At 37.2% G+C, this 20,947-nt stretch carries 20 protein-coding genes and 2 tRNA genes; 6 read left to right on the top strand and 16 right to left on the bottom strand.

The features are described from left to right. Positions 1-17: 17 nt before the first annotated feature. The 5 genes from glyA to IV87_RS08245 are packed head-to-tail and all read right to left on the bottom strand — an operon-like array spanning position 18 to position 4,824. Positions 18-1,256 (bottom strand): serine hydroxymethyltransferase, encoded by a 1,239-nt coding sequence (gene glyA / locus IV87_RS08265; RefSeq protein ID WP_057807263.1) that lies wholly within the window; start codon positions 1,254-1,256, stop codon positions 18-20. A 12-nt stretch (positions 1,257-1,268) separates the two neighbouring features. Continuing rightward, positions 1,269-2,291: an L-threonylcarbamoyladenylate synthase gene (locus IV87_RS08260; RefSeq protein ID WP_057807261.1), complete on the bottom strand. Its 1,023-nt coding sequence runs from the start codon at positions 2,289-2,291 to the stop codon at positions 1,269-1,271. Between the two features lies 1 nt (position 2,292). Next, entirely contained in the window at positions 2,293-3,159 is an 867-nt protein-coding gene (gene prmC / locus IV87_RS08255; protein WP_057807258.1) for a peptide chain release factor N(5)-glutamine methyltransferase, read from the bottom strand. Continuing rightward, the gene (gene prfA / locus IV87_RS08250; protein ID WP_057807257.1) at positions 3,152-4,234 is read right to left on the bottom strand and encodes a peptide chain release factor 1; all 1,083 of its coding nucleotides are present in this window, start codon (positions 4,232-4,234) and stop codon (positions 3,152-3,154) included. Before prfA ends, prmC begins: the two co-directional genes overlap by 8 nt. Beyond that, positions 4,234-4,824 (bottom strand): thymidine kinase, encoded by a 591-nt coding sequence (locus tag IV87_RS08245; RefSeq protein ID WP_057807255.1) that lies wholly within the window; start codon positions 4,822-4,824, stop codon positions 4,234-4,236. The genes prfA and IV87_RS08245 overlap by 1 nt, the downstream gene beginning before the upstream one ends. Before the next feature lie 247 nt (positions 4,825-5,071). Between IV87_RS08245 and IV87_RS08240 the strand changes: the two genes are divergently transcribed. Next, complete coding sequence (locus IV87_RS08240) at positions 5,072-6,418, top strand: Mur ligase family protein (RefSeq protein WP_057807253.1); 1,347 nt, start codon at positions 5,072-5,074, stop codon at positions 6,416-6,418. Then, positions 6,419-7,123, top strand: coding sequence for a type 1 glutamine amidotransferase (locus IV87_RS08235; RefSeq protein ID WP_057807251.1), 705 nt, complete (start codon positions 6,419-6,421; stop codon positions 7,121-7,123). Positions 7,124-7,181: 58 nt separating this feature from the next. On the opposite strand, the gene manA is transcribed toward IV87_RS08235, so the two are convergent. The 9 genes from manA to IV87_RS08190 form a co-directional block, all read right to left on the bottom strand. Next, positions 7,182-8,153, bottom strand: a complete 972-nt coding sequence (gene manA, locus IV87_RS08230) for a mannose-6-phosphate isomerase, class I (RefSeq protein WP_057807249.1) — start codon at positions 8,151-8,153, stop codon at positions 7,182-7,184. 202 nt (positions 8,154-8,355) lie between these two features. After that, positions 8,356-9,378 (bottom strand): serine hydrolase domain-containing protein, encoded by a 1,023-nt coding sequence (locus tag IV87_RS08225; protein ID WP_074693945.1) that lies wholly within the window; start codon positions 9,376-9,378, stop codon positions 8,356-8,358. A gap of 109 nt (positions 9,379-9,487) precedes the next feature. Continuing rightward, the gene (locus IV87_RS08220; RefSeq protein WP_057807247.1) at positions 9,488-11,371 is read right to left on the bottom strand and encodes an ABC transporter ATP-binding protein; all 1,884 of its coding nucleotides are present in this window, start codon (positions 11,369-11,371) and stop codon (positions 9,488-9,490) included. After that, positions 11,364-13,106 (bottom strand): ABC transporter ATP-binding protein, encoded by a 1,743-nt coding sequence (locus tag IV87_RS08215; RefSeq protein WP_057807245.1) that lies wholly within the window; start codon positions 13,104-13,106, stop codon positions 11,364-11,366. The genes IV87_RS08220 and IV87_RS08215 overlap by 8 nt, the downstream gene beginning before the upstream one ends. Further along, the gene (locus tag IV87_RS08210; RefSeq protein ID WP_057807243.1) at positions 13,107-13,769 is read right to left on the bottom strand and encodes a TetR/AcrR family transcriptional regulator; all 663 of its coding nucleotides are present in this window, start codon (positions 13,767-13,769) and stop codon (positions 13,107-13,109) included. 178 nt (positions 13,770-13,947) lie between these two features. After that, complete coding sequence (locus tag IV87_RS08205; protein WP_057807241.1) at positions 13,948-15,330, bottom strand: DUF4179 domain-containing protein; 1,383 nt, start codon at positions 15,328-15,330, stop codon at positions 13,948-13,950. Further along, positions 15,320-15,853 carry a sigma-70 family RNA polymerase sigma factor gene (locus tag IV87_RS08200; RefSeq protein WP_057807239.1) on the bottom strand — a complete coding sequence of 178 codons (534 nt, stop codon included), beginning with the start codon at positions 15,851-15,853 and terminating at the stop codon, positions 15,320-15,322. Before IV87_RS08200 ends, IV87_RS08205 begins: the two co-directional genes overlap by 11 nt. A gap of 118 nt (positions 15,854-15,971) precedes the next feature. Next, a complete protein-coding gene (locus IV87_RS08195; protein ID WP_371862116.1) occupies positions 15,972-17,069 on the bottom strand; it encodes a S66 family peptidase in 1,098 nt (365 codons plus the stop codon). Between the two features lie 35 nt (positions 17,070-17,104). Next, positions 17,105-18,073 (bottom strand): S66 family peptidase, encoded by a 969-nt coding sequence (locus IV87_RS08190; RefSeq protein WP_057807237.1) that lies wholly within the window; start codon positions 18,071-18,073, stop codon positions 17,105-17,107. Positions 18,074-18,356: 283 nt separating this feature from the next. Between IV87_RS08190 and IV87_RS08185 the strand changes: the two genes are divergently transcribed. Then, on the top strand, positions 18,357-18,692 hold the full coding sequence (locus IV87_RS08185) for a bacteriocin immunity family protein (protein ID WP_057807234.1): 336 nt from the start codon (positions 18,357-18,359) through the stop codon (positions 18,690-18,692). Positions 18,693-18,752: 60 nt separating this feature from the next. On the opposite strand, the gene IV87_RS08180 is transcribed toward IV87_RS08185, so the two are convergent. After that, a tRNA-Gln gene (locus tag IV87_RS08180) sits at positions 18,753-18,824 on the bottom strand. 127 nt (positions 18,825-18,951) lie between these two features. Between IV87_RS08180 and IV87_RS08175 the strand changes: the two genes are divergently transcribed. From IV87_RS08175 to IV87_RS08165, 3 genes are all read left to right on the top strand, one after another. Then, complete coding sequence (locus tag IV87_RS08175) at positions 18,952-19,281, top strand: hypothetical protein (RefSeq protein WP_057807232.1); 330 nt, start codon at positions 18,952-18,954, stop codon at positions 19,279-19,281. After that, positions 19,274-19,477, top strand: a complete 204-nt coding sequence (locus tag IV87_RS08170) for a hypothetical protein (protein ID WP_057807230.1) — start codon at positions 19,274-19,276, stop codon at positions 19,475-19,477. Before IV87_RS08175 ends, IV87_RS08170 begins: the two co-directional genes overlap by 8 nt. Before the next feature lie 64 nt (positions 19,478-19,541). After that, positions 19,542-19,614, top strand: a tRNA-Glu gene (locus IV87_RS08165). 281 nt (positions 19,615-19,895) lie between these two features. On the opposite strand, the gene IV87_RS08160 is transcribed toward IV87_RS08165, so the two are convergent. After that, complete coding sequence (locus IV87_RS08160; RefSeq protein WP_057807228.1) at positions 19,896-20,594, bottom strand: hypothetical protein; 699 nt, start codon at positions 20,592-20,594, stop codon at positions 19,896-19,898. Between the last annotated feature and the right edge of the window lie 353 nt (positions 20,595-20,947).

The following is a 20,947-nucleotide window of genomic DNA, read 5'->3' as shown; positions in this document are numbered from 1 at the left end:
AACTAGGGTAAATTCAATTAATTTACTTCAATTGGATGTTTTGCAGTTAAAGCAAATACTTCTTGTTTAAGTTCGGCTAATTTTTCTGGTGAATTATGATTTTTCAAAGCTGCTAAAATAATTTGGGCAACTTTTTCACAATCTGCTTCATTAAAACCGCGGGTTGTAATTGCCGGTGTGCCAATTCGTAACCCACTTGTTTTAAAGGGACTACGTTTTTCATTTGGAATAGCTTCTTTATTAGCCGTAATATAAATCGAATCTAATAAATCTTGGACTTCCTGACCATTCATTTCAGTTTTAGTGAGATCTAAAGTCATTAAATGATTATCTGTACCACCAGACACAACACGAACTAACTCTGAATCATCAAAGGTAGTTGCCATTTTGTCAGCATTTGCTTTGACTTGCTTCATGTAAGTCTTAAATTCTGGTTTCAAGGCTTCACCAAAAGCAACTGCCTTGGCAGCAATCACATGCTCCAAAGGTCCTCCTTGTGTCGTTGGGAAAACAGCGGAATTGATTTTTTTTGCATATTTTTCTTGAGAAAGAATCATGCCACCACGAGGGCCCCGCAAAGTTTTGTGAGTTGTTGTGGTAACCACGTCAGCAATTCCTACTGGAGATGGATGTAAACCAGTAGCCACCAAACCAGCAATATGTGCCATATCCACCATTAGATATGCCCCAACTTCATCGGCAATTTTTCTAAAGGCCTGCCAGTCAATAACTCGACTATAAGCAGAGGCGCCAGCCACAATGATTTGTGGTTTCTCTGCAATCGCAATTTTGCGAATATCATCGTAATTTAAGCGTTCCGTTTTTAGATCGATTCCATAACTAGCCGATCGATAAAATTTACCACTAAAACTAACCTTAGCACCATGCGTTAAATGACCACCGGCATTCAAATCCATACCTAAAATTTTATCTTCTGGTTTGATAAACGCGGCATATGCTGCTGCATTAGCCTGCGAACCAGAATGAGGTTGAACGTTTGCATATTCGGCACCAAACAACTTTTTGGCACGATCAATAGCTAATTGTTCCACCTGATCAATATAATAACAGCCACCGTAATAACGTTTGCCCGGATACCCTTCTGCATACTTATTGGTTAAAACGGAACCTTGTGCGGCTCTAACTGCTTTTGACACAATATTTTCAGATGCAATCAATTCAATATTGTGTTGTTGACGATTTTGTTCGCCAGCAATGGCATCCCATAATTCAGGGTCTGCTTTTTTATAATCCATAAAAAACGCCTCCTATTTGTTAGGTGTTTGAAAGTATTGTTGCCCTGCTGATTTTTCCAGACGATTCATATACGCTTCGCCTAAACCTATTTTATCAAAACCTTGCGCCAAAATATATGCCACCGAGCTTTCTGTGTCAAAATGGCGCAAACCCGCAAATAAATTATGACTAGCAGAATGAATGTCATCGCCCAATGAGAACCACTCGCCATTTTCAGGCAACTGATTAGCTGTTTTTACTTTTTTAGTTGTCATCACGCCCACTGGTCCGGTTTGTTTTGCTGCCCAGTTTAAAGCATCTTGCCACTGGCCATCTTGCACAATCAAAACTTGTGCATTTGGTGCATAATGTTTATATTTCATTCCTGGGGCCTTAGGAACTTCATCTTTACCCACCTTATGATGGTCAGACTGAACCGTGCCAATAATTTCGGTAAGCTTTTCTTCACTCACTGCTCCTGGTCGTAAAATACTGGGTACGTCACCTGACATGTCAATAACGGTAGACTCCACGCCAATTTGAGTAGGTCCATCATCTAAGATGCCCGCAATTTTTCCTTGTAAATCATGATAAACATGTTTAGCTTCGGTAGGACTGGGTTTGCCAGAAGTATTGGCAGATGGTCCCACAATTGGAACTCCCGCTTGGCGAATTAAATCAAGGGTAACTTCATTTCGTGGATTTCGAAAAGCTGCGGTTGCTAATCCCCCCGTTACACTCTTTGAGAATGCATTGGGTTTTAATTTCAAAATAATTGTCAATGGTCCCGGCCAAAAAGTCTTCATTAATAAACGAGTTTTGGCGGATAAAGGTTGAGCATATTTTTCCACCGTTTTAATATCAGCTACGTGCACAATCAGTGGATTATCGCTTGGTCGACCTTTAGCCAAATAAACTTGTTTAACAGCTGTTTCATTGGTGGCATCCGCACCTAAACCATATACCGTTTCTGTGGGAAAAGAAATCAGCTGGCCAGCCTGTATTTTCTTGGCGGCTTCCTTTACTGTGTCTGCATGATATATTTCTGTTTCCAAATTAAACCTTCCTCTCGTTATTCAACGTTACCCGCATCATGCGATCATGATTAGTGACGTCTTTTTTAAACTCTACCTGATAATTACTACTTGTATCCTGAAATAAATTTTCTAATGCCTGTTTTTGATGATAGCCAAATTCACAGTATAGTCGCCCGTGAACGGTAAGATGCTCCTTCACTTGTTGACTGAGTTGTCGATAAATCGCTAAACCCTGTTCTTTTGCAAACAACGCCTGATTGGGTTCATACTGAATGACACTCTGATCCATCACAGTTTTCTCTGATTCTGCGATATATGGCGGATTAGACACAATAATATCAAACTTTTGATTACCTAAATTTTCAAATAAATCACTTTGAATCAAAGCAACTTCAATTTTTTGTAAGTTAACATTTTTTTGAGCAACTTGCAAAGCAGCTTTAGAAATATCTGACCCCGTGATTTGCCAGTTTGGTCGCTGTTTTTTTAAGGCAATCGCAATTGCTCCTGATCCAGTGCCTATATCTAAAACTGTACGGTGGGTCTCATCGTTATCTTTAAGTACCCATTCAACCAACTCTTCCGTTTCAAAACGAGGAATCAACACTCTTTCATCTACAAATAAATTGTTACCATAAAATGTCGCTTGATTAGTCACATATTGAGCAGGAACGCCCTTAGCATACTGATGAATATTTTTTTGATAGGTCAACCAATCACTTAACTTCATTGAATCGCGATAATGCAAAATCAGTTGTGTATTATTCCAATTCATCATGTTAGCCAGTAATAACTTGGCGCCACTTTCGTCGATGCCTTCCTGGTCAATGGGTCTTAGATACAAAAAAGCCCACTTAAGGGCCTCTAAATAGGTGGGGTTATTCATTACGAAGTTGCTCCATCTTTTTTGCTTGATCGTCTAAAATCAAAGCATCAATAATTTCATCTAACTCTCCATTCATAATTCGATCCAGTTTATTTAAACTTAATCCAATCCGATGATCAGTTACGCGATTTTGTGGATAATTATAAGTACGAATTCGTTCAGAACGATCGCCCGTTCCAACCGCACTCTTCCGCTCTGCATCATAGGCATCCTGTTCACGCGTTTGGTAGTAATCGTAAACACGCGCCTTTAAAATCTGCATGGCTTTGACACGGTTTTGCTGCTGTGAACGTTCATCTTGCATCGCCACTACAATACCGGTTGGTAAATGCGTCATTCGAACCGCAGACGAAGTTTTATTAATATGCTGACCACCGGCACCAGATGAACGATAGACGTCAGTTCTGATATCTTTTGGATCAATATCAATATCCACATCCTCAGCTTCAGGCATGACACCAACTGTTGCTGTGGAGGTATGCACTCGTCCTGCTGACTCGGTCACAGGAACACGTTGAACTCGGTGAGCACCATTTTCATACTTAAGTTTGGAATAAACACGATCTCCAGAAATCATCAACACAATTTCTTTGAAACCACCCACTTCAGTTGCATTTTCATCAACAACTTGAACTTTCCATCCTTGATTCTCAGCATAACGAGAATACATGTTGAAAAGATCTGCGGCAAACAAACTAGCTTCATCCCCACCAGCTGCACCATGGATCTCCATAATAATGTTTTTATCATCATTAGGGTCCGTTGGTAACATTAAAACCTTAATTTGCTCCTCAAGGTCATCACGTTGTTTTTTTAACGTACTAAGCTCGGATTTAACTAACTCATCCATTTCCGGATCAAGTTTTTCACGTTGCATTTCTTCGTCATCAGCAATTTGGCCAATAACTTTTTTGTATTCATGAAATTTAGCAACTGTTTCACGAATACTTGCTTCTTCTTTAGACAGTTCTGTAAATTTCTGTGAATCAGAAATTACATCAGGATCAGCTAAAAGTTCATTCAACTCATCATAGCGATCAGCTACTGCCTGTAATTTATCAATAAAATCATTCATTAACTATCTTTCCTCATTTCATCCAAAGGAGGATTCATATAATGACGACGACAAACTGGATAATAAGCTTCGTTGCCACCAATTTGAACCTGTTCTCCTTCATAGACTGGTTTACCGTTTGCAAATCGTAAATTCATAATTGCTTTGTGTTTGCAGAACCAACAAATGGTCTTCATTTCTTCAATCTTATCCGCATAGATTAGTAGGTATTTAGAACCTTCAAATAATTCATTACGAAAATCATTTTTAAGACCAAAAGTCATCACTGGAATATTTAAATCATCCACAATTTTTGCAAGTTCAATAATATGATGCTTTTTTAAAAACTGAGCCTCATCAATTAATACACAAGCCGCATCGGGATTCAGTTCCGAAACGCGCTGATAAATATCTGTTTTGTCAAAAACAGGCTCAGCTGTTCTATGCAATCCAATCCGACTAGCAATTTCACCAACACTCTTTCTTGTGTCAATGCCGCTAGTCATTAAAATAACAGATTTATGCTGTTCTTCATAATTATGAGCAACCTTTAAAATTTCAATCGATTTACCACTATTCATTGCGCCATAGTGAAAAAATAACTGTGCCAAAGTAGTTTCTCCCTTTGTTTTTACTTCCTATTTAGTATAGCCGATAACCAGAAAAATTTCATCTCTGAATAAAAACGAAATAATCTTAAGACATTCTTTTTTTCTGATAACTTTCTTTTTTGTGTCATAGGGCTTAAAATTAACTTTTAGGATTTAGCACGTGGCACATAAAGCTACAAGATATAAACATTATGGCTAGAAAAAAAGATGTTTTTCCAGCCTTTTAACAACTTAATGGAGGAGTCTCATGTCACTCAAAAGCACACTTGCAATTACGACTGGAAAATCAGCCTACTGGTTTTTGCATAAATTTCGAAATGGTGGAAGTTCTCTTCCCGGAAAATTAACCACAAAAATTGATCCTGACATTTTAAAAGTCTTGGGAAAAAATTACGATGTGATCGTCATCACCGGAACCAACGGAAAAACATTGACGACAGCACTAACAGTAAAAGTCTTAAATCAAAAGTTTGATCATGTACTTACTAATCCAAGCGGCTCCAATATGGAACAGGGAATTGTGACAACTTTTTTAACAGCTAAAAAATCCAAAAATGGACGACAAATCGCCGTTTTAGAAGTTGATGAAGCAAACGTTATTATGGTGACTAAATATATTAAACCGTTAGCATTTGTTTTAACAAACATTTTTCGTGATCAAATGGATCGTTACGGCGAAATTTATACAACTTACCAAAAGATCTTAGACGGTATTGCTTTAGCTCCTGAAGCAACCGTCATAGCAAACGGTGATGCTTCCATTTTTAACTCGAAAAAATTACCCAATCCGATTCAATATTATGGATTTAATAACCAGGCAGACCATGATACAACTGCTGACGTTAACACAGATGGTATTTTATGTCCTGTTTGTCAGCACGTCTTGCACTACAAATTCATTGTTTACAGCAACTTAGGCAAATATTTCTGTCCTAACTGTGGCTTTAAACGTCCCAGCCTTAATTATCAATTAACTAGTGTTGATCAATTAACCCCTGCAACTTCTACTTTTACAATTGATAAGACTACTTTTAATTTGCATATTGGTGGCCTGTATAATGTTTACAATGCTTTAGCTGCATACGCTGTTGGTAAATTTATGGGCGTTGAAGACGATAAAATTGCAACTGCTCTAAATGATCCAGATGAACGCGTTTTTGGCCGACAAGAACAAATTCAAGTTGGTGACAAGGAAGTAACCATTGTCCTAGTCAAAAATCCGGTTGGCTTAAATCAGGTCATTGATATGGTTGGAACCGAAACCGAACCATTTTCATTGGTTGGCTTATTAAACGCAAATTACGCTGACGGTATTGATACCAGTTGGATTTGGGATGGTGAATTTGAAAAACTACCTAAAATGAATATTCAACAATTCATGACCGGTGGCGAACGCTACAAAGATATTACATTTCGTTTGAAAGTCGCTGGCGTCCCAGATGAGAAGTTAATCGTGGAACCAGACTTACATGTTGCTATCAATAAATTTAAAGATTTACCTACAAAACGCATTTATGTTTTTGCAACTTACACAGCGATGTTACAATTACGCAAACAATTAGCCGATGATGGTTATATTAAGGAGGGAATTTAATTGAAATATTCCTTAAATGTTGCTCATCTCTACGGAAATCTGCTCAATACCTATGGTGATAACGGCAACTTACTCGCACTTAAATATTATGGCAAGCAAATGGATACCCAACTTAACGTAAAAGTAATTAGTATTGACGATGATTTCAAAGCAACGGACTTTGATTTAGCATTCTTCGGTGGTGGTCAGGATTATGAACAATTAATTGTTTCAAAAGACATCCCCTCAAAAAAAGAAGAATTGACCAAATACATCAATGAAGGCGGTCCAATGCTGGCCATTTGTGGTGGTTATCAACTTTTAGGCCATTATTACATTGGCGCTGATGGCGAAAAGATTCCGGGGATCGGTGCCTTAGATCATTACACGCTTAGTCAAGATCACAATCGCTTTATCGGTGATATTATAATTAAAAATAAGCAAACCCAAGAAGAATACCACGGGTTTGAGAATCATAATGGTATGACCTATTTAGGCAAAGGCGAAAAGCCACTCGGGATTGTTGAAAGTGGTCACGGCAATAACGGCCAAGATAAAACAGAAGGCGTTATCTATAAAAATGTTTACGGCTCTTATTTTCATGGCCCCATTTTGACTCGTAATGGCTCTTTGGCAAAAAAACTTTTAATTACTGCTTTGGAACGCAAATATCCAAAGGCCAATTTAACTAAACAAAAAGCATTAAAAATTCCCGAAACTTTCTAAGTAAAAAACGGTTAGCAATGAATGAATTATTCAAAGCTAACCGTTTTTTTTATTGAGTTTATGCTTCTCCAGGTTCACTTGCAATAATCTGTAAGTCGCCTGTCAAAGTCCATTCTTTAACCTGATATGGCAAGATAAAATGAACACCCTTCTTGATGTCATAACTCTTTCCATCAACTTCAATCTTACCTTCACCCTTCAAAACGGAAACCAACGTATAAGGTGCTGTGCTCCGTTTGAAAGTTGCGGTACCATTTTTTAATGCCCATTGATAAACTGAGAAATGTGGTGAAACTGGTGGTTTTACGTAAGTTGTGACTTCCGCATCACCAACCTTTGATTTTTCAATATTTAACTTGGGATCCTGGTGCGGCACTGTGGTCACATCAATAGATTGTTTCAAATGCAACTCACGTTTCTGACCAGTTTTCTTATCAACTCGATCAAAATCATACAAACGGTATGTCGTGTCACTACTTTGTTGTGTTTCAAGCACCATGATACCTTTACCCAAAGCATGAATCATGCCACTTGGTACATAGTAAAAGTCGCCAGCCTTAACCGGTACACGTCGGAATAGTTTATCCCACTCTCCGTGGTTAATCCAATCTGCTAATTCTTCACGTGTCTTCGCATTATGACCATAATATAATTCTGCTCCTGGCTCTGCTGAGATCACATACCAGCACTCAGTTTTACCCAATTCATGCTCATGCTCTGCTGCATAAGCATCATTAGGATGAACCTGAACCGACAAATCATCGTTCGCATCTAGGATTTTGGTTAACAGTGGGAAAACATCGCCCTTCGCGTTACCAAAAGCCTCACGATGCTGTGTCCAAACCTGATCCAAGGTTAATCCCTTATAAGGTCCATTAATCACAGAAGCCGGACCATGCGGATGAGCAGAAATTGCCCAACATTCTCCGGTTTTATCACTAGGTATTTTATATCCAAACTCAGTTGCTAATTTATTGCCACCCCAGATTTTCTCATGAAATACTGGTGCCAAGAATAACGGTTCACTCAAAACTATCTCTCCTCATCTTTTATATCTTTTTCGTACGCAAAACTGCTCCTACAATTCAGCAATTTTGTCAGACAAAACTTTATTCCACTACTACACGAATAGTTTACCATAAAACCGAAGCGCTTTCAGTATTCAGCTTGGAAATGTATATACAAATTTTTAATTTCAAATTACTTCATGCTATTCTTCTCATTAACTCAAATTAGTTTTTATCTGTTTGCAAAAACGCATCAATAACAGCCTGCCGATAACTAAAATAAATTTGATTATCAGCGGTAGGATGCACACGATTAGATAAAAAAATAAGTCCTTGTTGACGTGTCGCATCTACTAATAGCATGGTGCCTGTAAACCCGCTATGTTTTAATACCCAGTGGCCATTACCATCATCAACTTGTTCAATCAATCCCCACCCAAATGATCGTATTAACTTAGGATTAGCCGTTTGATTTTTAAATAACTGTTTTACAGTTTCACTCTTTAAAACGGTTGTGTTCATTTCTGGATGAAGTAACCAATTCACAAACTTAGTTAGATCATCGAGCGTCGAAAAAAGACCAGCGGAACCACAATGTGCACCCAGAATCTGGGCCTTAGGATCATGTACCGTTCCTTGAATAAGGCCACCTTGATCACTCCACTCTGTTGGTACGCAACTTAGAGGATCCGGATCAAATTCAGAATGAAACAAGTTTAAGGGCTTTAACACGTGCTCCGTAATAGCAGCTTGAACCGGCGTGTGTAAAATACGTTCAACAATTAATCCAAGAAAGATATAATTCAAATCGGAATAAACCACTTTTTGATTGAAGTCAGGACCAATTTCAAGTGTAAACAAGGCCTTGAGTAATGCTGTCGTACTTAATTCATTTCGGTGCGGAATATAACCCGTGATTCCTGAAGTATGGGTCAGTAAATGACGAATGGTAATTCTTGAATCAAAAAAATTAGGTAAAATAGTCACTACTTGTTGATCATAAGAGAGTTTTCCTGCTTCCACAAGTTGGCTGATCACTATTTCAGTTCCCACAACCTTAGTTAAGGAAGCCACATCATAGGTCATCTTTGGACGTAACAAACGTGATTGTGGTTTAATTTCCGCTTTTCCTAAAACTTTTTTTATGATCTTTTCATGATCAATAATGGCATAAGAAACTCCTGGCACAATTTTTTGCGCGACCATTTTTTTTATTTGTTTTTCTATATTTGAATATTGATCATTCATCTTATATTGCTCCTAATCATTAAACTAAAAATACCACTACTCATTAATTGTCTCACTTTATTAAGAGACAAACTGCGAATAGTGGTATTTTTAATTTAAAATCTAATTTTTAGATCACTTCATTACCAGAGAACTGACTGTTGTACAAGTCAGCATAGAAACCATTTTGAGCCATCAAACTATCATGATTACCCGTTTCGACAATTTGACCATGATTAACCACAACAATATTTTGTGCATTCCGAATTGTTGACAATCGATGCGCAACAACAAAACTAGTCCGATTCTTTAACAATTTATTCATCGCATGCTGAATCAAAACTTCTGTCCGCGTATCAACAGAACTCGTCGCTTCATCCAAAATCAATACCTTGGGATCAGCTAAGAAAGCTCGTGCAATAGTCAATAATTGGCGTTGTCCCTGTGAAATATTGCTTGCAGCTTCGTTTAGAACTGTGTCGTACCCATCTGGGAGCTGACGGATGAAGGTATCAGCATGGGCTGCTTTAGCTGATTGCACCATGTCTTCATCGGTCGCACTTTCACGTCCATACTTAATGTTTTCACGAATTGTGCCGGTAAACAACCATGTATCCTGCAAAACCATCGCAAAATCAGAACGCAACTTAGCCCGACTTAAATTACGAGTATCAACACCGTCTAACTTGATCGATCCATCCTTAATGTCATAGAAGCGTTCAAGCAAGTTAATGATCGTAGTTTTCCCCGCACCAGTTGGACCCACAATCGCAACCATTTCACCAGAATTAACTTTCAAGTTAAAGTCTTGAATAAGTGGTGTATCTTCTACATAACGAAAATCAACATGGTCAAAGATAACTTCAGCATCTGGATTCTTCATATCTGGAATTTCCACATGAGTTTCTTCCATTTCTGGTTCATCTAAAACTGCAAAAATTCGTTCTGCAGAAGCAATTGTCATCTGAATTGTATTCGTTAAATTAGCAATCTGCGTAATTGGCTGTGAAAATTGTTGGGTATATTGAAGGAAGGCTTGGACATTACCTAAAGTGATCTGTCCATGAGCAACTTCGATTCCACCAACAACGGCAACGAAAACATAACCCAAGTTTTTAATAAAGTTCATTAATGGCATAATCAAGCCGGAAACAAATTGTGCCTTCCAAGCATAACTTAAATACTTATCATTTTCCTTTTTAAAATCTTGAATTGCTTTATCTTCATGGTTAAAACTCTTAATAACTGTATGTCCAGCATAAGTTTCTTCAACTTGATCGTTTAATAAACCTAAATGCTTTTGTTGTCCAGCAAAGAATTTCTGTGACTTAGGTGCCACAAAAGCGACCACGATTAAACTGAGAGGTACAGTCAAAACAGCAATTAGAGTCAGTTTCCAACTAATTGTTAACATCATGTACAAAACACCAACAAATTGGAGCACGCTGGTAACCAACTGCGTTAAACTTTGCTGCAAAGTTCCAGAAATGTTATCCATATCATTGGACATCCGACTCATAACATCACCGTTAGAGTGTGTATCATAATAAGAAACTGGTACGCGTTGTAATTTAGCTTTAAAATCTTTACGCATTTGAAAAACTGCTCGCTGTGAAACCTGCGTCATGACAGCTTGTTGTGCGAAACTAAACAAAGCAGACAATCCGTATAAAATACCAACAGTTGTTAAAATATGAACAATCTTTGTAAAGTTAATGGGCAACGTGTGTAAGCCAATTCCAGCTTTCATTTGTGCGGAACCCTTCATTACACCCGCAAAAATCTGAGTGGTGGCTTCACCTAAAACTTTGGGTGCTCTGATTTGTAAAATAACTGAGGCAGCTGCCAGAATTAAAACTAGACCAACTAAAACCATCCAAGGAGAAAGATAACGCAGCAAACGCCAAGTTGTTTTCCAGAAATGTTGCGGTTTTTCAACTGGCATCCCCATGCCCATACCGTGGCCACTGTGACCACCGGTACGTTGGGGCTTCTTTTCACTATTTTTAGCCATTTGCCTGATCTCCCTTCTTGATTTGTGAGTCAATGATTTCACGATAAGTTTCATTATTGGCTTTTAACTCTTGATGAGTACCTTGACCAACAATTTTACCACCATCAATAACCAGAATTAAATCTGCATCAGCAACGGTCGCAATTCGTTGAGCGACAATAACAACTACACTCTTTTGAATCTGAGGATCCTCACGCAATGAATGACGTAATTGCGCATCAGTCTTAAAATCAAGTGCAGAGAACGAGTCATCAAAGACATAAATTGGTGCTTGTTTAACCAAAGTTCGCGCAATCGTTAAACGTTGCTTTTGACCGCCAGAGAAATTATCCCCATTTTGTTCAACCCAAGCATCAAGTCCATCTTCATCTTTATGAATAAATTCAGTAGCCTGCGCAATTTCCATAGCACGCCAAATCTGATCATCGGTCGCATCCGGATTACCATATTTCATGTTCTCACGAATCGTTCCTTTGAAAAGAACTGACTTTTGTTGTGCTAAGGAAACTTGATCATGCACATCTTTTTGACTCATTGATTTCACATCGGTACCATTAATCAGAATTTTTCCTTTTTCAGGATCAAAGAACCTTGGAATTAAGCTAACCAATGTTGATTTACCTGAACCAGTTCCCCCGATAATCGCCACCGTTTGTCCAGCAGTTGCTTTAAAATTAGCATCATCAATAGCTAATCGCTCAGCCCCTTTATAACGGAAATTTACTTGATTAAATTCCAGAGAAGCTGTTTTTGAGGCATTATCGGTTGCTACTGGTTGAACTGGATCCTTAACACTGTTTTTCATTTCAATAACTTCATTAATTCGTTTTGCAGAAGCAGATGCTCGCGGAATAAAAACAAAAACCATTGAAAGCATCATAAAACTCATTAAGATTTGTGCTGCATAGGTCATAAAGGCAACTAAATTACCAACCTGCATTGTTTGGTTAGAAATCAATTTTGCACCGTACCAAATGATTCCCATGTTAGTTCCACTCATTATCAAAGTCATAATTGGAAACATAAAGGAAACAATTGTAAAGACTTTAATTGCTGTACTCGTATAATCTTTGTTGGCACCTTCAAAACGATCTTGTTCAAACTTATCCCGATTAAAAGCACGAATAACACGAACACCAGTTAATCCTTCACGGAAAACCAAGTTAATTCGATCAATTTTTTTCTGCATACCTTGAAATAAAGGTACCGCAAAATACATGATGATTCCTACAAAAACAGCTAAGACTGGCAAAGAAACCAAGAAAACTGCCGTTAATTCAGGCTGTTTACTATAAGCCATAAATCCCGCTCCTACCAACATGATTGGCGATTGCAGCATCATTCGTAAAATCATAACCATGACATTTTGAATTTGAATAACATCATTTGTGGTTCGGGTAATCAGGGATGCATCCCCAAATTGTTCAAACTCGTGATTAGACAAAAAAGAAACCTTTTTAAAAAGTGCATCACGAATTTTACTACCCATTCGTTGTGATTGTGTGGCGGCAAAATAAACATTCACTCCAGAAGCTAAAACTCCAAGAAATGAAATTGCCAGCATTTTATAACCTGAATTCCAAATATAAGAAATATCACTTTTAGCAACACCATTATTGATGATGTCCGAAGTAATATTGGGTAACCATAAATCACACATAACTTGCACGATTAAAAATACGGTACCGATTCCTACTGCCCACCAGGCTAAGTATTTACGTGATAATTTAAGCATTTAACCAAGCTCCTTTTTTGATTTTAGTGCGCCATTTGCAAGCCAGTCCAACGTCATAGAAAATTCTGCTTTGACGTCGGCCAGGTTTTCTGGTGAATCTGTTTTTTGAGAATGAAAATAATGACCAATTGTATGTACCAACACCATAAAAATAAGTCGTTGTAACTCTTTTAATTCCACGCTATTTGTCACTCGCAGTTTTGTTTGATCAACGGATTGATTAATTTCATCCTCCGTATCACGCATTGCTTTAAAAAATGGATAATTAGCACGGTCTTTACCGAAGCGATTGGAATTCTGTGCATGTTGGAAATTAGTCGCCACATCGTTTTTAAATATATCGGCATTAGGACCTTCAATTACTTCTTCAACCGCATAATCAAAAAAGCGACTCATGGAAACAAACAAATCACCTTTGGTTTCCTTAATTAGGTTTAAAAGATGCTGCTCCATGTTGTTCACTAATGTACCCAAATAATAAAAGTATAAATCTTCCTTATCTTCGAAGTACTGATAAAAGCTACCACGTGGAATCTGAGCGTCGGCAACAATTGCACTGACCGAAACTTCGGGTAACGGTGCACGTGAAAACTCATGTTGAGCGGCACGCATCAGTCGCGCCTTTTTGGCCTCATTTAAATTAAAGAACGTTGCTTTTGGCATTTCTTCCTCCTCAAAAATGACACACTGTCATAATTGATGATTATACGCTTAATCTATGCATTTGCAAGACAAAAATAAACTACATAGTAGCTCTATATAATTTAATGACTAAAACTAAAAATAACGATAAACCAGCATGTGTTAGCACTGGTTTACCGTCATTTTAGACAACTTACCTTTATTTAACTTGAATAATTTGTTGTTTCATTTTTGGCACAGCATGTAATCCCTCATAATCAATCTGTAGTTGTAACTGACTTAGTTTGAGTTTTTTTAATCCTGATTTTTGTGATAGATCATAAGTTGACTCAAATTCGTGAGTTTTGGTGTTTATTAAACGATGGTTTCCTTGATCCAAGTAATCATTCCCAAAAACACTGTCATTTCCATTATCATGGTAGGTCTTTGCCATAATATTTATGGCCGCCAATGCATTACCATTATGTGAAATAAGTTGATGATCTGTAGAACCGGTACCTGTCAAATAGTAACGTAAGGTTAATTTACCACTCTTTAAACTTGCTTTTTTGAACTTGAAAACTTCTGAAGTTCTTTTAGCACGTATTGTTAATGGTAAAGAACTCAATGTCGTTCGTTGAGAGGTTTCTATCTTATCTAAGCTAGGTTCGATTTTAATTTTTTTAATATTCTTCGGCATTTTCTTAACGCGATAACCAACCACTTGTTGTTTACCACTGCCACTAATAATAATCGGATCATAATTTGCAAGTAAATAATTCTGTTTGCTGTTATTGACATTGACATTGACATTAAATATTGTAAATTCATCTTTTGCAAACTTTTTAGTCTGTTGAATTTTCAGTAATCCGGTTCCACCTGCATATTCATCAATTCCAAGAAGCTTTAATTTCACATCTCCATTAGCAACAGTTAGTTTTCCGTTCAATTTTCTTGAGGATACTTTGCTTGGAGTTAAATGTAAATTAAACGCCCAGCGGCCAAAGTTCCCTTTGAAACTTGTAAACACGATTGGAAAATTAATCGTATTTTTCGGAACGGCACCTTTAATTTGTCCATTTAAATAAAATCGATAACGTCCGTTCGCAATTTTTGTCATATCCATACTATCTTGCGAAAATTTAACGCCATTTCGACCTAAGTAAAAATCAAACCAATCATCCTTAGGTTTGTCCAGTCCATCAACAGTTCCTGTAATGGCAACTTCTTTACCTTGTACATAAGCACTATTTAAAACTACTTTCATTCCACTTGAGGTTCGTGTCACATTCAGCTTCTGTGATTTTCCATTTGTTTCGACAATGGTACCTAAGTCATCATCGAACTTGGCAAAAAAGTTACCAATAATTGGCGCTTGTGCCATAACATGATTCACTGGAGTAATAGTCATTCCACTGAGCGTCAATACACAAATGGCTGCTACTAAACTTACAAAAGTCCAAATAACACGGTGATGGCGCTGTTTTATGTGAACTCCTGAAGTTGTCAAAACTTGTTCAATCGTTGCCTTTGTTTTTGCTGAATCTATTCTTTGAGCTGCACTAAGTTGGTCAACAAGTTGCGAAAACTTTTCATTCTTCAAAATAGTCTCCTCCTAACCACTCTTTTAACTGGGCTTTGCCGCGTTTTAAATGAGATTTTACGGTATTCTCTGGTATTTGCGTGATATCGCTAATTTCGTGAATAGATAATCCATGATAGTAAAACATAAGTAGTACTTGTCGATACTGATTATTCAGTTGTTTTAATCCCCCCAAAAGATCCAGTTTCTCATCAACCGTTGCACCAACTAAACTGCTTGGCAATTTTGCGAGCTTTGTGACATCATATTCTTCATATGCTTTTTCTTCGTAACGCTTGTAACACTGCCGAATCAAAATTTTAGTTAACCAAGTTCGAAATAATTCTGGTTTCTGTAGTTGACCAATTGAGCGAAATGCAATTAAGGTCGTTTCACTGATTGCATCTTGTACGTCCACTTCTCGCGATAAATATAAATATCCAGTTCGCGTTAAATATTCTGTTTGTGCTAAAATCAGTTGTGCAAAAGCCTGTTGATCGCCATGAATCGCACGTTTAACCATCCGAGATTTAACATTCTTCACGTGACTTACCCCCTTTCACTTATTAGTGGTTGGATTGGTTCAAAAAGTTGCAAAAAGTTAGTTTTTTACAAAAAGAGTTGCTAACTAACATTTTACCGTTAGCTACCAACTTTTTGTGTTATCTATTTAATGTTTCTTCCTGCGCAAATATCGGTTCCGTAAGTGTCAATGACTTTCGATCAAAATCGATTTGCATCTTCCCACCATATGGAAGGGCAGTTCTTGGATAAGCATGACCAAAATTGACATTTGTCAAAATTGGCAAATTATATTTTTTGGTAACTGCAAGTAACATCCGGTTATACTCATCGTAAAAAGCCTCTGCTTGTGGTTTGCCAACAATGATTGCTGAAATAGCGGAAAAAATACCCTCGGCATCTAACGCAAGTAACATTTTTTTATAAAGCTCTGGCGCGGGCTTCTCCTCACTTGTTTCAATAAACAAAATTTTATCTTGCCACTCATCCAAACTAGGAAATAAATGATACTTTTCTGCAACGCCTTTTTCATCTGGGTACCGTGTGCCTGACAAAATGTCATACAAACTATCAAGACAGCCACCCAGTAATCTACCAGTAACTTGCCCAGATCCTCTTAGTACCTCATACCCTTTTTGTTCAACATGCTGAACACGTTTGGTTCCAACAGCAGCTGGTGAAAAATCTTCACGTTCTTCATACCAAACGGGACTAGATTTAATTGAAGTTGTTGCTTCATTCCTAAAATAATTCATAAAAGTATGTTTTGTGTAAGGTAGCATTTCTTGGTCCAATTCCGCTAAATCATTTAGAAAATTGGGACCATAAAAGCTCTGCATCCCTAATTGATAAAACATCAGATGATTGATTGTGGTATCCGAAAAACCAGTAAACAACTTGGGAGAAGCCTGGACATTATGAATAAATGTTTCATCCTCTAAGAGATAAGGCAATAACCGGTAAGTATCATCGCCACCAATTGCGCAAACAATCCCCTTAATTTCTGGATCGGCAAAGGCCGTCTTCAAATCATCAGCCCGAGCCTGTGGATGGTGGGCTAAATAGGTTAATCCTTTCAAAGCATTGGGCATTAACATTGGCACCAATTCCACTTCTTTTAAACGTTTAATCCCTAATTGTAACTGATGATCAGCAAAACTTTCGCCAAGAATGCCGCTAGACAGACTGACAATCGCGATTTTACTATTTGGGGTTAGGGCTTTGGGTTTCTTCAACATAGGCATTCATCCTTTATATGATATGTGGCTTTTATTTAAAAATTAGAAAATGTGACCTGCATCTTTTGGGCATCAAACGAAGCCATACTGCCAATGGGCGTGGTAATCATCGGAACAGTATGGCAACTAACATAATCAGCAATAATCGGTAGATGATTATCGTCCAAAACCTCCTGTAAAATATCAAGTGGTTTTCTACCAGTGTCGCAATCATCAAAAACGGCATGTTTGCCTAGAATAATACCTTTAACTTGATAAAAAATTCCAGCATTTTTTAACATGGCAAAATTCTTTTCAACCGTCGCCGCATCTTTTTCGGCATCTTCAATAAACAGCAAATCATGATGGGAAAATTTAGGAAAATATGGCGAATTGATAAAACCATACATCGTATTTAAATTACCGCCCATAATGCGACCACTTAACTGGGTAGTTCTTGTGTATACCCACTGATTGTCACGTAATGTTTTAGGACGAGTAAATTCATTCCAATTAAGAACTTCATCTGTCCATTGCTTTGGTGCTTGAATAGTTACCGCTCCACCATTAGGCGTTTGCAAAACATGTATGAAATTTTGCCAAGTTTGTGATACCAGCGGCTCAAATTCACCAAATGAAGCTACAAGAGCTGGTCCATACAAAACTCGACAGGCCGGAACCCGTATTTTGATGGCAAGAAGAATGGCCGTCATATCAGAGTAACCAACAAAAGTCTTGGGATGCTTTTTAAGCGTTTCATAATCAATATAAGGCAAAAGTGCATTCGAATTGGTACCCCCAATTGTCGCCATGATCACTTCAACTTGTGGATTTTGAATTAATGCATTCAACTCTGCTACACGTGCTTGAATAGAACCCGCGCGATAGCCGTCCTGCTTACCAGTCAAGTTTCCAGCAACTAACTTAATTCCCTTATTTTGAAGAAAAGTAAGCGCGCGTTTAAACCTTTGAGGACTGGTTGCTGTGATTGGTGTCGACGGTGAAAAGAATCCAATGGTTGTCACGTTATCAACTTCTTTGAAATTTTTTATTTTTAGCAAAAGACACAAATAACGCTTTTTAATTAGACTTATACTAACATTCAAATTTGTCTAAAGGAAGACGTTAGGTAAATCATATTAATATTAAAAGAGCCATCACTTGCAGCACCTTTTTTCTACCATACTGGAACTAATTCTAACAGCAATACCGATATGTTTATATAACCACTTCTTGTCATCTTATTCCGAAAGGCGTATAATAAAAGCGTTATCAAGAAATAAGGATTCTACTATATGGGGGAGTATTATGAATAAAAAATATCAAGAGCTCTATAATTTAATTAGTAAAGCATCCACTGATTCTGAAGTTATGTCATTACCAAAAGTACAAAAGGCACTTTCTAAGGCCACAGAACAGCTAAAAGCAGGTGAAGATTACACAAAAATTGCAGTTGGTATATCACAAGTGATTAGTGATTCTTATTTAGCCAATCGCCGGACTACCCAATCTTTACAAGCTGTTTTTAAGTATGTAAAACCAGACGCAGATCCAGAAAAACTAGACTCTAAAACAAAGCGTGAAATGGGAATTGTCACCGGCTATATTCGTCCACCTTTGAATAAGGATAATCCTTTTAACTAAATTAAAAAGGCCATCATAGTCAACATAATGTTGATATGATGGTCTTTTTCTAACCAATTATTGGGCATACTGGGATCGAACCAGTAAATTACGGATTCAGAGTCCGTGGCCTTACCATTTGGCGAATGCCCATTAAATTTACCTATATAATATTACCGTGTTTCTTTAAAACTGTCAACACACGTTTTAACTTAACTCGTCTTAGAAACTGACAAGTACTCTGCTTTTTGCTACAATAGAACTGTTGCGAGGTGAAAATATGGCTACTAATTCAGATTCAATCTATAACATTCTATCACAGATTCAAAAACACCCTGATCGAGCTGAAATTAATACATTAGGTTACACTAACGTGGTTCAGTTAAAATTTAGTGATCGTCTTCAAGTTGCCAATCCTGAAATTTATTTTCCAAACGAGACTTTACTCGTTGATCGTCTATCTGATGAATTCGTCGATAAATATAACGTTTTGATGGATTATTTCAACAGCTTAACCAAAAAACCTATGAAAAGTTATCACGAAGTTTGGGTAACCACTGCCCATATTCTTGATAAAAAAGTTTATATGCTTGAGCTAGCCTATGAATAGACACGATCTTAAGGCTGTTCTAGCAGATACAAAAGAAAAATTGGTCGTTTGGGCAGTAATTGCCATCCTATGTTTAGTTAGTGAAAACATTCTGAATTACTCATTTATCCCCTTTATTTTAATTGCAATATTTGTGTACTGGCTGTATCTTTTTATTACCTTTGTTTATTTAACTATTTTAGAAATGAAAAAATAGTAATTGCGGGCTAGGGTGTTGACTTTGCGGCTCAAATACGATAAATTAGAACAGTACTAATTTTGCCCGCTGGTCAAATTGGTTTAAGACGTCGCCCTCTCAAGGCGGAGCTACGGGTTCGAACCCCGTGCGGGCTATCATATCATCATAAAAAGACTCAAAACATTGCTAATTCAGTGTTTTGGGTCTTTTTATATATACTGGTGCAAAAATCGAAAGTACAAAGGTGACTCTAGTTAATTTAAATCACTAAAAGCAGTTTGACTGTCACTCTTCGGTTCACCAGCTGGGTGCGTGTCAAAAAAAGAGCTTGCCCTAAGTACCAGTCTGGATCTGCTGAAAGACGTAATTCAAAAGAAATTTTACTACTGCCAATATTTTTATATTAGGTTATTAAGTGTAATTAGGTACTTTCAGTTTAATAAAAGTTCACAGTTTCATCACCATTTAAATAATGAACAAATCGTAAAAGAACTTGCCGATCTTCTAGTCGATTAAATGTTTTAACCCGGTTCACACCATCATCTCGATAGGTGAAAATTATTGCATTGTTACTTTTGATGCCTACTTTTTTAAGTAACTGTTTATATCGCTTTTCACCTAATTTATCATGTAACATTTTCATATTCACACTATAAAGGTCAGTTTGACTACTTAATGAATATCGCCGAACTTCTTTTTTTATTTGTTTGTACTGCTTACTGTCAGGATTATAAAAATAAAATCCATCCTCATATGAACTATATTTTGATTTATAGATCTTTTGAATAACTTGGTTTGCTGAAAGTGGAATTGGTGTAACGTGTTCCCGTGTATAATTTGGTTGATTCAAAAATTGAAAAACAACTCCAGCACCTACAACTAGCAGTGCAAGAGTCAACACAAGATTTTTTTGAATTTGAGACCGATCAGAATAAACAAAGAACACTATCATGATGATAATCATTAATACTGCCAGAATCCATAACGAACTAATATAGAATCGTAATTGATTTGTATATGTTGTGACCCATCTACGAGTCAGCTGATAATAATTATTAATCCTAATGTAGAGCAGCAATAACAAAATGGCGCCAACTAACCCTTGTACTAAATTTACTTTTGTTTGCGTTCGCATATGCCTTCACATCCTAGTGATAAACTACTTCTTAATGCGTTTGATTTCCTAATTATACATAAAAAGCCACCCGAATAAATTCGCAGTAGCTAATCATAAATTTTTTAACTTATCTTATAACTAAAGGTTGAAAGTCCAAAACACATCTCGTTACCTGATATAAAAGCGTTTTTTGTAACAAAATTAGATTAAAATGCCGTCCTGCGGCTCACCCGGTCTGGAATGGGGTGCGAGTTCTTGCGGCTGATTTTTGCCACAAGAATCGACATCGTATGAAACATTAAAGTTTTCGGAACGAAAACTAACCCTTACGTGTAATAGCGGGCACGATTTGAAGCCAAGAAGAACACTTG

It is taken from the genome of Pediococcus ethanolidurans (assembly GCF_001437405.1).
GTDB lineage: Bacteria > Bacillota > Bacilli > Lactobacillales > Lactobacillaceae > Pediococcus > Pediococcus ethanolidurans.
This window is presented reverse-complemented; position numbering and strand designations above follow the sequence as displayed.

Bases quoted from the DNA above. Each gene is read 5' to 3' on its own strand.
- glyA (WP_057807263.1), bottom strand. From the start codon at position 1,256: ATGGATTATAAAAAAGCAGACCCTGAATTATGGGATGCCATTGCTGGC.
- prmC (WP_057807258.1), bottom strand. From the start codon at position 3,159: ATGAATAACCCCACCTATTTAGAGGCCCTTAAGTGGGCTTTTTTGTAT.
- prfA (WP_057807257.1), bottom strand. From the start codon at position 4,234: ATGAATGATTTTATTGATAAATTACAGGCAGTAGCTGATCGCTATGAT.
- IV87_RS08240 (WP_057807253.1), top strand. From the start codon at position 5,072: ATGTCACTCAAAAGCACACTTGCAATTACGACTGGAAAATCAGCCTAC.
- IV87_RS08225 (WP_074693945.1), bottom strand. From the start codon at position 9,378: ATGAATGATCAATATTCAAATATAGAAAAACAAATAAAAAAAATGGTC.
- IV87_RS08220 (WP_057807247.1), bottom strand. From the start codon at position 11,371: ATGGCTAAAAATAGTGAAAAGAAGCCCCAACGTACCGGTGGTCACAGT.
- IV87_RS08215 (WP_057807245.1), bottom strand. From the start codon at position 13,106: ATGCTTAAATTATCACGTAAATACTTAGCCTGGTGGGCAGTAGGAATC.
- IV87_RS08210 (WP_057807243.1), bottom strand. From the start codon at position 13,769: ATGCCAAAAGCAACGTTCTTTAATTTAAATGAGGCCAAAAAGGCGCGA.
- IV87_RS08195 (WP_371862116.1), bottom strand. From the start codon at position 17,069: ATGTTGAAGAAACCCAAAGCCCTAACCCCAAATAGTAAAATCGCGATT.
- IV87_RS08185 (WP_057807234.1), top strand. From the start codon at position 18,357: ATGAATAAAAAATATCAAGAGCTCTATAATTTAATTAGTAAAGCATCC.
- IV87_RS08175 (WP_057807232.1), top strand. From the start codon at position 18,952: ATGGCTACTAATTCAGATTCAATCTATAACATTCTATCACAGATTCAA.
- IV87_RS08170 (WP_057807230.1), top strand. From the start codon at position 19,274: ATGAATAGACACGATCTTAAGGCTGTTCTAGCAGATACAAAAGAAAAA.
- IV87_RS08160 (WP_057807228.1), bottom strand. From the start codon at position 20,594: ATGCGAACGCAAACAAAAGTAAATTTAGTACAAGGGTTAGTTGGCGCC.